This window comes from Streptomyces sp. NPDC029836 (assembly GCF_055574495.1).
Window position 1 is genome coordinate 341,420 of the sequence record NZ_JBVHZI010000005.1, and the last position, 14,534, is coordinate 355,953.

Here is a 14,534-nt window from a genome sequence, read left to right on the forward strand (position 1 = left end):
TGTCCCACCACCGGGGGAGTTGGAAGTACCAGTGAGCACCCATACCGAGCGTCCGATCACGCTGGCCGCGCCCAGCGGAATCGACCGCGCCGCCCACCACCGCTTGGACGAGGCGTGGCTGGCCGCCGCCTGGAGCCACCCGACGACCCGCGTCTTCGTCGTCTCCGGCGGCCAGGTCCTCATCGACGACACCCCCGACGGCGGCACCGGCATAGTGATGACCCCGGCCTTCGAGGCCCCGGTCACCGAGACCCACCGCTACTTCCTGGGCACCGACGAGGACGGCGTACGGTACTTCGCGCTGCAGAAGGACTCCCTGCCGGGCCGCATGGACCAGTCGGCCCGCCCGGCCGGGCTGCGCGAGGCGGGTCTCCTGCTGAACCCGCGCGACGCCGGGCTGATGGTGCACGCCGTGGCGCTGGAGAACTGGCAGCGGATGCACCGTTTCTGCTCCCGCTGCGGCGAGCGCACGGTCGTCGCGGCCGCCGGGCACATCCGCCGCTGCCCGGGCTGCGGCGCCGAGCACTACCCGCGCACCGACCCGGCCGTGATCATGCTGGTCACCGACGACCGGGACCGCGCGCTGCTGGGCCGCCAGGTCCACTGGCCGGAGGGCCGCTTCTCGACGCTGGCCGGGTTCGTGGAGCCGGGCGAGTCGATCGAGCAGTCGGTGATCCGCGAGGTGTGGGAGGAGGCGGGCGTCAAGGTCGGCGAGGTCGAGTACATCGCCAGCCAGCCCTGGCCGTTCCCGTACAGCCTGATGCTGGGCTTCACCGCCCGGGCCGTGACCTCCGAGATCACCGTCGACGGCGAGGAGATCGAGGAGGCCCGCTGGTTCTCCCGCGAGGACCTCGCCGAGGCGATCGAGAGGGGCGAGGTCACGCCGCCCGCCGGCGGCATCTCCATCGCCGCCCGGCTCGTCGAGCTCTGGTACGGCAAGCCGCTGCCGCGCCCGCCGGCCGCGTAAGTTTCGTCACAGTCGCCTGGCCTGGCCTGGCGAGGCCTGGCTTGGCCTCACTCGTACGGCATCGGCCCGAGATCGGCACCGGCCCGGCAGATCGGCCCGGAGATCGGCACAGCAGAAGGCCCCCGCCGGGCGGCGGGGGCCTTCCGAGAGCTGCGACGGACTCGGATCAGACGGCGAGGGCCTGCTTGACCTGGGCCAGGCTCGGGTTCGTCATGACGGACTCGTTGCCGCCCGCCGACTTCACGAGGACGGTCGGAACCGTCTGGTTGCCGCCGTTGGCCTTCTCCACGAACGCGGCGGACGCCGGGTCGAGCTCGATGTTGATCTCGTTGTACGCGATGCCTTCCCGGTCCAGCTGCTTCTTCAGCCGGTTGCAGTAGCCGCACCAGGTCGTGCTGTACATCGTGACGGTGCCCGTGTCCTGCATGCTGCGCTCTCCTTCGTGGGGGCCTCGGTGGTCCGAGTACTCGAACGCACGGGACCGCCGCACCATTCCCGGCCCCGGCACCCGCCCCCGCCCCGCCCTCCCCACCGGTACGAAGAACGGACCGGCCCTGTGGACGGATTTCCCGCCCGCCCCACCGGACCTGGCAGCATGGCGGGGTGACATCAGCAACGCACTCCTCCCCCTTCCCGGCCGACGCAGACGCCGCCGACGCCGTGCTCCTGGGCCTCGACCCGGAGCAGCGCGAGGTCGCCACGACCCTGCGCGGGCCGGTGTGCGTGCTGGCGGGCGCGGGCACCGGCAAGACCCGGGCCATCACCCACCGCATCGCCTACGGCGTCCGGTCCGGGCAGCTCATGCCGGCCAGCGTCCTGGCGGTCACCTTCACCAACCGGGCCGCCGGTGAGATGCGCGGCCGGCTGCGCACCCTCGGCGCGGGCGGCGTCCAGGCGCGGACCTTCCACTCCGCGGCCCTGCGCCAGCTCCAGTACTTCTGGCCCCGGGCGGTCGGCGGCGAAGTGCCCCGCCTGCTGGAGCGGAAGATCCAGTTCGTCGCCGAGGCCGGGGCGCGCTGCCGCCTCCGCCTCGACCGCAACGAGCTGCGGGACGTGACGGGGGAGATCGAATGGGCCAAGGTCACCCAGACCGTGCCCGCCGACTACCCGGCCACCGCCGTGAAGGCGGGCCGCGAGGCCCCTCGCGACCTGGCGGAGATCGCCCAGATCTACGGGACGTACGAGCAGCTCAAGCGGGACCGCGGCATGATCGACTTCGAGGACGTGCTGCTGCTGACCGTCGGCATCCTCCAGGACCGCCACGACATCGCCGAACAGATCCGCAGCCAGTACCAGCACTTCGTGGTGGACGAGTACCAGGACGTCAGCCCCCTCCAGCAGCGTCTCCTCGAACTGTGGCTCGGCGACCGCGACAGCCTGTGCGTCGTCGGCGACGCCAGCCAGACGATCTACTCCTTCACCGGCGCGACCCCCGATCACCTGCTGAACTTCCGCACCCGCTACCCGCAGGCCACCGTGGTCAAGCTGGTCCGCGACTACCGCTCCACCCCGCAGGTCGTCCACCTCGCCAACGGACTGCTGAACCAGGCCAAGGGCCGCGCCGCCGAACACCGCCTGGAGCTGATCTCCCAACGCGAGCCCGGCCCCGACCCGGTCTACGCCGAGTACCCCGACGAACCCGCCGAGGCCGAGGGCGTCGCCGGGCGGATCCGCGACCTGATCGCCGCGGGCGTCCCCGCCGGCGAGATCGCCGTGCTCTACCGGATCAACGCCCAGTCCGAGGTGTACGAGCAGGCCCTCGCCGACGCCGGAGTTCCCTACCAGCTGCGCGGCGCCGAGCGCTTCTTCGAGCGCGGCGAGGTCCAGAAGGCGGTGCTCGCCCTGCGCGGAGCCGCCCGCTCCGGCGGCAGCAGCGACCCCCTCCTGGAGGACGTCGTCGAGCTGGGCTCCCAGGTCAGGGCCGTACTGAGCTCCACCGGCTGGACCGCCGAACCGCCCACCGGGTCCGGCGCCGTCCGCGACCAGTGGGAATCGGTGGCGGCGCTGGTCCGCCTCGCCGAGGACTTCGCCCGCAGCCGACCCGGCGCGACCCTGGCCGACCTCACGATCGAGCTGGACGAACGCAAGGCCGCGCAGCACGCCCCGACCGTCCAGGGCGTCACCCTCGCCTCGCTGCACGCCGCGAAGGGTCTGGAGTGGGACGCCGTGTTCCTCGCCGGCCTCACCGACGGCATGATGCCGATCACGTACGCGAAGACCGACGAGCAGGTCGAGGAGGAACGACGCCTGCTCTACGTCGGAGTCACCCGGGCCCGCCATCACCTGACGCTCTCCTGGGCGCTCTCCCGCGCTCCGGGCGGCCGGGCCTCCCGACGGCCCAGTCGTTTCCTGAACGGCCTGCGACCGGGCTCGGCGGCCCCGGGAACGGGCCCCGGCACCGCGACCGACCGGACCGGCCGCCGGCGCACCCGCCGCGGGTCCGCGCTGTGTCGCGTCTGCGGCAGGACCCTGACCGAGGCCGGGGACATCAAACTGATGCGCTGCGAGGACTGCCCGTCCGACATGGACGAAGGGCTCTACGAGCGGCTGCGCACGTGGCGGGCCGTCCAGTCGAAGGCCCAGGGCTTGCCCGGGTACTGCGTCTTCACGGACAAGACGCTGATGGCGATCGCGGAGGCCGCGCCCTCCGAGGCGGGCGAGCTCTCGATGATCTCCGGCGTGGGTGGTCGCAAGCTCGACCGGTACGGAGCCGATGTCCTGGCCATCTGCGCCGGTCAGGACCCCGCGGGCGCGGATCCTGACGACGCGTAGAAACTCGTCGGAAAAATAGTTTGCACATGCCCAGCGAATCCCCATAGGTTCTTAGCAACGGAAACGGTGGCTTCTCCGAAGCCCTGGATCCGTGCTGTACTTATCCGAATACGCATGGGACCGGCCTTCGGGCAGGGTCCCCGAGACGCCGAGAGGAGGCGAGACCAGTGGCCGGCTACATGAACTTCACCAAAATGACCGATCGCTCGGTCGACGCTTCCTGCCTGCTCGGCTCCGTCTCTCTCCCGGGTACCGGTCTGTCCGCGGTGTGCGCTGACAGCCCTGCCCTGCTGGCGGTCCTTCCCGTCAGTGAGCGCATTGAGCGACCGACCAAGGCACTGGTGGCAGTAGCCGAAGCCCAGGCGCATGGCGCCTATGGCCTCGCGGCCGCAGCCGGTGCCGGAGCTCGGACGAAGCAGACGACGAAGCAGCAGCACCACCTGATGTGGGCCTTCCGCGGGCTCGAACCCTGGAGTGATCCAGCCTGATCTCATGATCAGGCCGGCGCCTTCAGGGCCGCGGAACCCCACCCGGGATCCGCGGCCCTTCTGTTTGTCCCCGAACGGGGACGACGGAGCGAAGGGGCCTCGGGACTGGCAGAACCAGTCGGTGTGAGTTGGCAGCCGAGCCGCCCCCGGCCAACAGGCCGGAACGACTAGCCGAACAAGACGAGGAAGAAAAACACCGTGCAACTCGAAGCGCACGCCCCGTCCGTACCGCAGACCCAAACGATCTCCCCGCCCGCAGTCCCGGAGGACTCCACCTTGATCCCCCTCACCGCGCTCACCGCGCTCGACGACGCCATCGAGAACCTCGGCGTACCTGTTCCCTGTCGCACCTTCGACCCCGAGGTCTTCTTCGCCGAGTCCCCGGCGGACGTCGAGTACGCCAAGTCGCTCTGCGGCACCTGCCCGCTCGTCGAGGCCTGCCTCGCCGGCGCGAAGGAGCGCCGCGAGCCCTGGGGCGTCTGGGGTGGGGAGCTCTTCGTCCAGGGCGTCGTCGTGGCCCGCAAGCGGCCGCGTGGTCGTCCGCGCAAGCACCCGGTTGCAGCGGCATGACCGCCATCGGAACCATCGACCGCCCCCTGACGCGCGACCCCCTGAAGCAGGCCCTCATGTCCCCCCACACCACCACGAGCGAGCAGCCGCACGGCGCCGCCACCGCAGACTTCATCACCGCAGGCGCGATCACCTCGCGTCAGAACAGGACCCGCGAAATGCAACTCATCCCAGAAGCCCTGGCTCGTGCCCATATGGACGACCGCATGCGTGAGGCGGACGCCGAGCGTCACGCCCTTCGCCTGGTCGCCGCGCGGCGCATGCAGCGTCGGGCCGAACGCGTGTCGCTGCGCGCCCGGCGCGCGCTGGCCATGGCCGTCATGAACTGACGGCCGACACAGCCGAAGAAACGCAGTATCCCGGGGGGCCGGTCCGAACGGACCGGCCCCCCGGTGCGCCCCGCGCGCCGCTCCCGGCCCGCGGGGATATCGTCTGCGGGTGGACCAGCCGACTCCCCACCCCGCCCCGCCGGGACCCGAGGCCCAGCCCGTCGTCTGCGCGCGCTGCGGCACCTCCGCCCCGGACGGCGCCCCGCCCACCTGGACCTGCTCCGTGGAGAACGGGACCAGGCAGTACTTCTGCGTCGACTGCGCGCGGGCCAACCTCCGCGCCATCGAAGGCCGCCTCGACTCCGCCTGGTGGTGACGCCCGGGCCCGGCGACGGTCCGGCCCGGTGACGACCCTCCACCCGGCGCGCACCGGACCCGCTCGACGCCGACCCACCCCCGGCATGCCCGCCGTACGCGTGCCCGCCCTACGCGGGCCGGTCCTCCGCTCCGAATCCCGGCAGCCAGGTGGTCAGTTCGTCCCGCAGTCGCACCGTCGCGCCCAGCTGGCACAGCACCCCGATGGTGCTCAGCGTCACCCGGTGGATCAGCAGGTACGACGGCGGCAGGTTGATCTGGCGCCCCAACTGGTGTGCGGGGGAACGGGGGTCGGCGATCCGCGCGGCCTGTCCGCGCAGCCACGTCCGCGTGAAGGTGAACTCCTCGGCCTCGGCGGGCTCGATGATCGGCTTGAGGTAGTCGAGTACGGCCTGCGGGTCGAGGTCGATGGAATCCCGGACGAAGCCCTCGGCCCGTAGGTGTCCGTAGACCCCTTCGGCGTCCCCGTCCAACGTCATCCGCAGGGACCGGCCGATGGGCTTGGGCCAGCCGCCGGGCAGTCGGTCGACGGTGCCGAAGTCCAGCACGCCCAGCCGTGTCCGACCGTCCGCCCCCGTTATCAGGCGGAAGTTGCCCGGATGCGGATCCGCGTGCAGAAGCCCCGTCCGGGCGGGTCCCGAGAAGAGGAACCGGGCCAGCAACTGCCCGGCGCTGTCGCGTTCCTCCTGGGTGCCGTCGGCGATCACCTCCGACAGCGGGGTGCCGTCCATCCACTCGGTCACCAGCACCTCGTCGCCCTGATGCACGACGTCCGGCACGAACACGTCCGGGTCGTCGACGAAGGCGTCCGCGTGCGTGCGCTGCGCCTCGGCCTCCAACTCGTAGTCCAGTTCCTCCGAGACCCGGTCGCGCATCTCGGTGATCAGCGGCTTGATGTCCATGCCGGGAATCAGCGGTCCGAGCAGTCCCGCGAAGCGGCCCAGTTGCTTGAGGTCAGACAGCAGCGCTTCACCGGCGCCCGGGTACTGCACCTTGACCGCGACCTGCCGGCCGTCGTGCCACACCGCCCGGTGGACCTGTCCGATCGAGGCGGCCGCGGCCGGCTTGTCCTCGAACTCCTCGAACAGCTCGCGCCAATCCTCGCCCAGACGCTCCGCCAGCACCTCGTGCACCCGCGCCACCGGCAGCGGCGGGGCCGCCTCCTGAAGCTTGGTCAGCGCCGCACGGTAGGGCCCGGCGACCTCCTCGGGCAGCGCCGACTCGAACACCGAAAGGGCCTGCCCGAACTTCATGGCGCCCCCCTTCAGTTCGCCGAGGGTGCGGAACAACTGCTCGGCGGTGCGCTGCTGGAGCTCGCGGGCGACGATCTCGGCCGACTTGCCGCCGATCCTCCTGCCCAGGCCCCAGGTGGCGCGGCCGGCGATCCCGAGTGGCAGCGCGGCCAGCTTGACGGTGCGGGTGACGGCCTTCCGGGGAAGATCAGACATGCGCCCCTCCAGTTCCCAGACAGCTGTGCCGCAAGCGGCGGTTCCTTGCGATCCTCGGCACCGACGCATCCTGTCATGGCCGACTCCGGAGGTCCGCGCCCGATCCTGCCCCGACGCTCTGCAGCCCCGCTCGACCGCCACCGCGGACGCCACCGCCCCCACCGGAAGCGCCCGCCCTCCCGGCGCCGCGGCCCGACCCCGGGACGGGCACGGCCCGCACGGCCGGGGGCGGCGCAGGCTCCCCGGTCGCGGCCGCCCCGCAGGGACAGTCCGGGTGGGGCCACACCGCCGAGCGGTCCCAGGCCAGGCCCGGCAGCGCGGCCTCCCAACGGGCCCCCGCCGACGCGGGCACCTCCCCGTCGAGGAAGGACAGGGCGTGCGCCGCGGCCATGCCGGCCACCGCCGTCGACAGGGCCACGTCGCAGGCGGCAGTGGCCCGGCGGCGGTGGGCCGAGCGCCACTGGACGAGCATCCTCGGCCAGGCGGGATCCCGATCGACCCGGTCGCGTTCCATGCATCCGGCGCACCCCGTGGACCCCGGCAGCACCAGCGGCCCCACCAGCCCGGTCCCCTCCAGCACCCCCGCGTACAGGTGCGGGGTGCCGGTGGCCACCCAGTCGGCCGCCTCCTGCGGATCCGGGGCCCAGGACCGCAGCCCGTCCCGGGGAGCGACCACCACCAGCGCCAGCCCCGGCTCCGGCCCGCCCGCCTCGCCGGCCCGCGGACCCCGCCCCGGGGCGGAGTCCCGCACCAGCGCCCCCGCGGCCTCGGCCCTGAGCCGGCCGACGCTCGCGGCACCCAGCCCGCCCGGAGCCACATCGGCCGGTACCACCCGACCCCCGTCGAGCACCTCGACCCGGCCCACCCCCGCCCCCGCCAGTACGGCGGCGATCACCGCCCCGACCCGACCGCTCCCGCGCACCTGGACCCGTATCGCCCGGCGCGCCGCGACACCGCGCAAGTCACCGCCCGGCTCCCGCCGCACCAACGACAGCGAGCCCAGATCGGGCCCCAATCGCTCCAGCGTCTCCGGCCGGCGCCGCACGGCCTGGGCCCGAGGCCCGCCCGCGGTGACGTCGTCCAGCAGCCCGGCCCCCGCCAGCCGCCGCACGAGTTCGTCCACCCGGCCCTCCGGCAGCCCCATCCCGACGCCCTCCGACCGCAGCAGCTCCATGCTCCGCGTCCCGTCGATGCGGTCGATGAGCGCACCGGTGGCCGTGTCCACCGGCCCCAACACCACCGCGTGGGCCGGGGTCACCCCGAACTGCACCGTCTGCAGATCGCGCCAGGCCCGCGCCAGAGCGGGCTTCACCTTCGGATACATGACATCCCCTTCACCTGCGCGTCCCCGGATCCCGGCCTGATCCGGGACCCGACCCCCGGTGCCCGGACCCCCGCCGGATCCCCCACGGATCCGTCGGTCCCGTTGCACCGCCTTCCGCCACCATGCCCGCCCGTCGCCTCACGTGCGGGAATTTGTCCACAGGCAAGGGGTATTAGGCATATGAGATGGAGAAAAGGGGTGTTTCCGGTATCCGATCCCGAATCCGCAGCGAATCGATCACGTTCGAACCCCGGACGCGCGGGACTTCCACCACGACGACCGGGTACCTTCGACGCGTGTCAGCCGACCCACCCCAGCGCGCCGTCGAAGTCCGCCGGAGCGCGCGCCGCCGCAGGACCGTTTCCGCCTACCGTGAGGGCGACCGGACGGTCGTCCTGATCCCTGCCCGGATGTCCGAGGCGGAGGAGCGCCGCTGGGTGGGCGTGATGCTGGACAAGCTCGCCGCGCAGGAGAGCAAGCGGACCCTCGGCGACGCGGAACTGACCGAACGCGCCGAGCGTTTGTCCGAGCAGTACTTCGGCGCCCGTGCCCGCCCCCGCTCGGTGCGCTGGGTCACCAACCAGAACACCCGTTGGGGCTCCTGCACCCCCGCCGAGGGCAGCATCCGGCTCTCGCACCGGCTCCAGGGCATGCCCGAGTACGTGGTCGACTACGTGCTGCTGCACGAGCTGGCCCACCTCCTCGTGCCCGGCCACGGCCCCCGTTTCTGGGAGCTGCTGGAGGCGTATCCGAAGACCGAGAGGGCCCGGGGGTACCTCGAAGGAGTGGTCGCGGCCGAGCGCCTCCCGAAGGTTCCGGCCTCCCGCGAGGAATGAGACCGGGCCCCGGAACACGGTTTGTACCGGGTCGGTACCGACTTGGCCGGATGTCGGCGGGAGCCGTTAGCCTGAGCGGCACGCAGGCACCGGCACGCATGCCGCGGCACACATTCACAGTCGGGATGGGGGACGGTCGGACGTATGGCCAGGGAATTCCAACGCGGCCACAAGGCCAAGATCAGTGATCTGACGGCGGGTACCGATCTGTACGTGGGCGTCCAGATCTCCGGGCCCGGGCTCACCTTCGACATCAGTTGCTTCGGCCTCGACGCGAACGAGCAGCTCTCGGACGACCGCTACTTCGTCTTCTTCAACCAGCCGAAGTCGCCGGAGGAGTCCATCCAGCAGCTCGGCCCGCAGGCGGGTGACACCGAATCCTTCCGGGTGACCCTCGACCGGATCCCGGCCTCCATCCACCGGCTCTCCTTCAGCGCCACGCTCGACGGCGCCGGACAGATGTCGCAGATCGGCCCCGGCTACATCCGGATCGTCGCCGGCGGCGAGGAAGTCGTCCGCTACTCGTTCAACGGCTCCGAGTTCAGCACCGAGCGCGCCCTCATGATCGGCGACTTCTACCTCAAGGACGTGTGGCGCTTCGCCGCCGTCGGACAGGGCTTCGACGGCGGGCTCGCCGCGCTGCTGCAGAACTTCGGCGGCGAGGTCGCCGATGAGGAGCCGCAGCAGGCGCAGCCGCAGCCGTCCGCGACGCCCGGGTTCGCCCCGCCGCCGCAGGCCGCCGCCCCCGCCCCGTCCTTCGGAGCCCCGGCCCAGCAGCCGCCCGCCCAGCAGCCCCCGGCCCATCAGCCGCCCGCCCCCGCGCCGTCCTTCGGCGGTCCGGCGCAGCAGCCGCAGGCACCCGCCCCGCAGCCCCCGGCGCCGGCCCCGGTGCACAGCGCCCCGACCATGGTCGCCCCGCTGGCCCCGCCCGCCCCCGCGCCCCACGGCCACCCGCCGCAGCCGCCGCAGCAGCCCGGGCCGCCCTCGTACGGGCAGCAGCCGCAGCCCTCGTACGGCGGTCAGGTCCCGCCCCCGGCCCCCGCGCCCTACGGGCAGCAGCCGCCGCAGCCCTCGTACGGCCAGGTCCCCGGCCAGCAGCCGCCCCCGTACGGCGGGCAGCCCGGCTACGGCGGGACGCCCGCCCACGGCCGGGCCCCGCAGGCCGCCGGGGCCGGGCTCGCCGCCGCGCTCCAGCCGTACAAGGAGGCGCCCACGGGCGCCCGCTGGACCCCGCAGAACCAGCAGCTCATGCGGGTCGACCTGTCGATGGGCGGCCAGGGCGTCCTGGCCCGCCAGGGCAGCATGGTCCTCTACCAGGGCAAGGTCGACTTCAGCTACAAGGGCGCGGGCTTCGCGGGCCGCGTCGTCGGCAACGCCACCGGCCAGGAGATGCAGCTGATGCGCTGCACCGGCCGCGGCCAGGTGTTCCTCGCCGAGAACGGCGCCCACCTGCACGCCATCGAGCTCCAGGGCGACGGGATCTGCGTGTCCGCCGAGAGCGTCCTCGCGTTCGACGAGTCCCTCCAGCACGAGGTCCGCCGCATCGAGGGCCACGGCATCCCCGGCGGCGCCCTGTTCACGATGCTCTTCCAGGGCACCGGCACGGTCATCATCAAGACGCACGGCGTCCCCGTCGTCCTGCCGGTCACCCCGACCACGTTCGCGGACAGCAACGCGATCGTCGCGTGGTCCGCCGCCTCCCAGGTGATCATCTCCAGCCAGGTCCGGCTGCGCCGCAACGCCTATCCCGGCCACAGCGGGGAGACCGTGAACCTCCAGTTCCGCGGCGCTCCCGGCAACTTCATCGTCGTCCAGCCGTACGAGGTCTGAGGGAGCCCCACATGAACGCCATGAACGCAATGAACCAGCAACTCGCGGGCTACGCCCCCACCCCCGTCACGGCCCGCATGGAGAACCACGGCCGGGCCATGCTCAAGGTCGCCATGCAGAGCGGCCAGGACCTCTTCGCCCGCACCGGCTCGATGGTCGCGTACGAGGGCTTCGTCCAGTACGAGCCCAACCCGCCCGCCGTCCGCCAGGTGGCCTCGCAGTGGCTGACCGGCGAGGGCGCCCCGATCATGAAGGCGTCCGGGGACGGCCTGCTCTACCTCGCCGACTACGGCGCGGACGTCGTCGTGATCAACCTCAACAACGACGCCCTGTCCGTCAACGGCACCAACCTCCTCGCCTTCGACGCCCACCTCCAGTGGGGCGTCGAGCGGGTCAAGGGCATGGCGAAGTTCGCCGGTCAGGGCCTGTTCAACGTGCAGATCTCCGGCACCGGATGGGTCGCGATCACCTCCCGCGGCACCCCGATCGTGGTCGACTGCGGCCGCGGCGACGACGAGACGTACGTCGACCCGGACGCGCTCGTCGCCTGGTCCCCGAACCTCAAGGTCAAGGGGAAGCGGAGCTTCAAGGCCTCGTCGATGATCGGCCGGGGCAGCGGAGAGGCCTACCAGATGGCCTTCTCCGGCCAGGGCATCGTCGTCGTACAGCCCAGCGAGGACAGCACCGACCGGCTCCGGACCCGGGGCTGAGGGGGAGCGGACACATCATGCAGAGCGCACTTTTTGGCTACGCGGAAGCGCAGTCCCAGGACCGGTACACCGTCCAGAACCCCCAGCTCCTGCGGGTCTCCCTGACCGGCTCCGACGACGTCCTCGCCCGCAAGGGGGCGATGGTCGCCTACCAGGGGATCATCGACTTCGACGGCGAGTACCAGAGCACCAACCAGCGCAACGCCCGCGCCCGCACCGGCGAGGGCCTCGACCTGATGCGCTGCTCCGGGCAGGGCACGGTCTACCTGGCCAACCTGGCCCAGTACGTCCACGTCGTGGACGTCGACCAGGACGGCCTCACCGTCGACAGCAGCTACGTGCTGGCGTTGGACTCGACCCTGCACACCGAGGCCATCGCCGTCGACAGCCAGTACGGCATCTCCGGCTCCGGCAAGTACCAGCTCAACATCAGCGGCCGCGGCAAGGTCGCCCTGATGACCTCCGGGCAGCCCCTGATGATGCAGGTCACCCCGGACAAGTACGTCAACGCCGACGCCGACGCGATCGTCGCCTGGTCCACCTCGCTGCGCGTCCAGATGCAGGCGCAGACGCACTCCACCGGGGTGTGGCGGCGCCGCGGCAACACCGGCGAGGGTTGGGAGCTCAGCTTCCTCGGCACGGGCTTCGCGCTCGTGCAGCCCAGCGAGGTGCTGCCGCCGCAGAACGCGCAGGTCGGACAGGGCGCGGCGGCGCAGTTCGGGATGGGCCAGCACGGCGCCCACGCCCAGAACCAGAACAACGCCTGGAACTAGCCTGGAACCAGCGGGCCGCCGACCGACGAGGCGGCCCGAGCGGGCAACGCGGAAGGGGCGGACCCGATCGGGTCCGCCCCTTCCGTACGTCCGCCTCAGCCGCCCAGTCGGGCCCGCGTCGCCTCGACCAGCCGCACCACCGAGGTGTCGGCCACCGCCGCGACCTCCTCGTACGGGAACCAGCGCAGGTCCAGCGACTCCTCGCTGATCTCCGCCACCGCGCCGGCCGGAGCCAGCGCCGCGTACTGCACGTCCAGGTGCCAGTTGCACGGCGCCGGGATCGGATGCCGGTCCAGCCGCACCGGACCGCCCGGCAGCAGGGTCAGCCCGGAGGCGATCCCCGACTCCTCGACGGCCTCGCGCAGCGCCGCCTCCGCGAGCGTGGCGTCACCGGGCTCGCAGTGCCCGCCCATCTGCAGCCACATGCCGAGCTTCTTGTGCAGGGTCAGCAGGACCCGCCCCCGCGTCGGGTCCACGACCAGGGCGCTGCCCGTGACGTGCCCGGCGGTGCAGGGCTTGTAGACCCCGTCCGGATGGGCTTCCAGGTGCTCCAGGTACAGGGCGCGGAGCTCGGGCTGGTCCTCGTACCGCTTCAGGACGAGGACCGCGTCTTCGTGCAGGCTCACTTCTCGCCTTCGCCTTCGCCCTCGGGCCGCTCGCGCTTCTCGGCCGCCTCGCCGAGCATCTTGTCGATCTCGGAGAAGTCGAGCTGCTCGCGGTGCACGAACCCGTCCGGGTCGTCCAGGTCGGAGGCCGTCGGCAGCATGTCCGGGTGCTCCCACAGCCCGTCCCGGCCGTCCACGCCCCGCGCGTCGGTGAGCGAGGCCCACAGCCGGGAGGCGTCGCGCAGCCGGCGCGGACGCAGTTCCAGGCCGATCAGCGTCGCGAAGGTCTGCTCCGCCGGACCGCCCGAGGCGCGCCGCCGGCGCATGGTCTCGCGCATGGCGTCCGCCGAGGTCAGCCGGGGCTTGGCCGCTTCGTGCACCACCGCGTCGACCCAGCCCTCGACGAGCGCGAGCGCCGTCTCCAGGCGGGCCAGGGCGGCCTTCTGCTCCGGGGTGTCCTCCGGCTGGAACATGCCGCCCGCCAGCGCCTCCTGGAGTTGCTCCGGGTTCGACGGGTCGAGCTGACCGACCGCGTCCTCCAGCTTCGAGGTGTCGACCGTGATGCCCCGCGCGTAGCCCTCCACCGCACCGAACAGGTGCGAGCGCAGCCACGGCACGTGCGCGAACAGTCGGGCGTGCGCCGCCTCGCGCAGCGCCAGGTACAGCCGCACCTCGTCCGAGGGGACGCCGAGGTCCTTGCCGAAGCTCTCGATGTTCAGCGGCAGCAGCGCCGCCCGCCCGGCCGGACCCAGCGGCAGCCCGATGTCGGTCGAGCCGACGACCTCGCCCGCGAGCACGCCCACGGCCTGGCCGATCTGCTGGCCGAACATGGCCCCGCCCATGGAACGCATCATGCCGAGCAGCGGGCCCGCCATGGCCTGCATCTCCTCGGGCAGCACCCCGCCCATCGCGGCGCCGACGCGCTCGGCGACCGGGTCGACGAGTTCCTTCCACACCGGGAGGGTCGCCTCGACCCACTCGGCGCGGCTCCACGCGACGGCCGCGTTGGCGCCCGACGGCAGGGAGGTCACGCCGTCCAGCCACAGGTCGGCGAGGCGCACCGCCTCCTCGACCGCGGACTTCTCCGCGACGCCGACGCTCGCGTCCTTCACGCCGTCCGCCGTGCCCTGCGCGACGGTCTGGCGGGCGATGTTCTTGGCCATGTCCCAGTTCACGGGACCGCCCTCGTAGCTCAGCATCTGGCCGATCTGCTGGAAGGCCGCACCGAGGTCGCCCGGGTTCATGGAACCGAACATCGCGGCGAACGGATTGTCCGCGCCGCCCGGAAGAGCGGAGGGGTCGAACCCGAACGGATTCGCGGGGCCGCCCTGGCCGCCCTTCTTGCCCTCGTCGCCGTTCTCCGGCTCCTCCGGCGGAAGGCCGAATCCGAATGGGTTGTCGCTCACGGGTTTCCTCGGCTCGTAGGGCCGCCGGCGGGAGCCGACGGCGATGGTCCGGCAACACCACCCAGCGTAGACACCTGACCCGCTTACGGGCTCGGTGCTCCGCCGACTCCTGGGCTGCGGCAGGATGGACATCACCTGGTGGGTACGCGTCACGACGTGTC

At 72.3% G+C, this 14,534-nt stretch carries 15 protein-coding genes; 10 read left to right on the forward strand and 5 right to left on the reverse strand.

What is annotated here, in order from left to right:
* The first annotated feature begins 19 nt into the window (after nt 1-19).
* Nucleotides 20-967, forward strand: a complete 948-nt coding sequence (gene nudC / locus ACZ4XJ_RS18035; protein WP_468496718.1) for an NAD(+) diphosphatase — start codon at nt 20-22, stop codon at nt 965-967.
* 166 nt (nt 968-1,133) lie between these two features.
* On the opposite strand, the gene ACZ4XJ_RS18040 is transcribed toward nudC, so the two are convergent.
* Nucleotides 1,134-1,394 carry a mycoredoxin gene (locus tag ACZ4XJ_RS18040; protein WP_356874538.1) on the reverse strand — a complete coding sequence of 87 codons (261 nt, stop codon included), beginning with the start codon at nt 1,392-1,394 and terminating at the stop codon, nt 1,134-1,136.
* A 176-nt stretch (nt 1,395-1,570) separates the two neighbouring features.
* On the opposite strand from ACZ4XJ_RS18040, the gene ACZ4XJ_RS18045 reads away from it, so the two are divergent.
* The 5 genes from ACZ4XJ_RS18045 (at nt 1,571) to ACZ4XJ_RS18065 (ending at nt 5,442) form a co-directional block, all read left to right on the forward strand.
* Entirely contained in the window at nt 1,571-3,739 is a 2,169-nt protein-coding gene (locus ACZ4XJ_RS18045; protein WP_468496719.1) for an ATP-dependent DNA helicase UvrD2, read from the forward strand.
* Between the two features lie 179 nt (nt 3,740-3,918).
* Entirely contained in the window at nt 3,919-4,227 is a 309-nt protein-coding gene (locus ACZ4XJ_RS18050) for a hypothetical protein (protein WP_468496766.1), read from the forward strand.
* A gap of 198 nt (nt 4,228-4,425) precedes the next feature.
* Entirely contained in the window at nt 4,426-4,797 is a 372-nt protein-coding gene (locus tag ACZ4XJ_RS18055) for a WhiB family transcriptional regulator (protein ID WP_468496720.1), read from the forward strand.
* Nucleotides 4,794-5,126 carry a hypothetical protein gene (locus ACZ4XJ_RS18060; protein ID WP_362877508.1) on the forward strand — a complete coding sequence of 111 codons (333 nt, stop codon included), beginning with the start codon at nt 4,794-4,796 and terminating at the stop codon, nt 5,124-5,126. Before ACZ4XJ_RS18055 ends, ACZ4XJ_RS18060 begins: the two co-directional genes overlap by 4 nt.
* 109 nt (nt 5,127-5,235) lie before the next feature.
* Nucleotides 5,236-5,442, forward strand: coding sequence for a hypothetical protein (locus tag ACZ4XJ_RS18065; RefSeq protein WP_362884182.1), 207 nt, complete (start codon nt 5,236-5,238; stop codon nt 5,440-5,442).
* A gap of 109 nt (nt 5,443-5,551) precedes the next feature.
* On the opposite strand, the gene ACZ4XJ_RS18070 is transcribed toward ACZ4XJ_RS18065, so the two are convergent.
* Nucleotides 5,552-6,889, reverse strand: coding sequence for an ABC1 kinase family protein (locus tag ACZ4XJ_RS18070; RefSeq protein WP_362884181.1), 1,338 nt, complete (start codon nt 6,887-6,889; stop codon nt 5,552-5,554).
* A 73-nt stretch (nt 6,890-6,962) separates the two neighbouring features.
* A complete protein-coding gene (locus ACZ4XJ_RS18075; protein ID WP_468496721.1) occupies nt 6,963-8,213 on the reverse strand; it encodes a TOMM precursor leader peptide-binding protein in 1,251 nt (416 codons plus the stop codon).
* Nucleotides 8,214-8,509: 296 nt separating this feature from the next.
* On the opposite strand from ACZ4XJ_RS18075, the gene ACZ4XJ_RS18080 reads away from it, so the two are divergent.
* The 4 genes from ACZ4XJ_RS18080 (at nt 8,510) to ACZ4XJ_RS18095 (ending at nt 12,362) form a co-directional block, all read left to right on the forward strand.
* Nucleotides 8,510-9,049, forward strand: coding sequence for a M48 metallopeptidase family protein (locus ACZ4XJ_RS18080; protein ID WP_319189193.1), 540 nt, complete (start codon nt 8,510-8,512; stop codon nt 9,047-9,049).
* A gap of 144 nt (nt 9,050-9,193) precedes the next feature.
* Nucleotides 9,194-10,879: a TerD family protein gene (locus tag ACZ4XJ_RS18085; protein WP_468496722.1), complete on the forward strand. Its 1,686-nt coding sequence runs from the start codon at nt 9,194-9,196 to the stop codon at nt 10,877-10,879.
* A gap of 29 nt (nt 10,880-10,908) precedes the next feature.
* On the forward strand, nt 10,909-11,589 hold the full coding sequence (locus ACZ4XJ_RS18090; RefSeq protein ID WP_362884186.1) for an AIM24 family protein: 681 nt from the start codon (nt 10,909-10,911) through the stop codon (nt 11,587-11,589).
* A gap of 17 nt (nt 11,590-11,606) precedes the next feature.
* Entirely contained in the window at nt 11,607-12,362 is a 756-nt protein-coding gene (locus ACZ4XJ_RS18095; protein WP_362884175.1) for an AIM24 family protein, read from the forward strand.
* Between the two features lie 95 nt (nt 12,363-12,457).
* Here ACZ4XJ_RS18095 and ACZ4XJ_RS18100 read toward each other — a convergent pair whose 3' ends face one another.
* The gene (locus tag ACZ4XJ_RS18100) at nt 12,458-12,988 is read right to left on the reverse strand and encodes an NUDIX hydrolase (RefSeq protein ID WP_362884173.1); all 531 of its coding nucleotides are present in this window, start codon (nt 12,986-12,988) and stop codon (nt 12,458-12,460) included.
* Nucleotides 12,985-14,373: a zinc-dependent metalloprotease gene (locus ACZ4XJ_RS18105; protein ID WP_362884171.1), complete on the reverse strand. Its 1,389-nt coding sequence runs from the start codon at nt 14,371-14,373 to the stop codon at nt 12,985-12,987. The genes ACZ4XJ_RS18100 and ACZ4XJ_RS18105 overlap by 4 nt, the downstream gene beginning before the upstream one ends.
* Nucleotides 14,374-14,534: the final 161 nt, after the last annotated feature.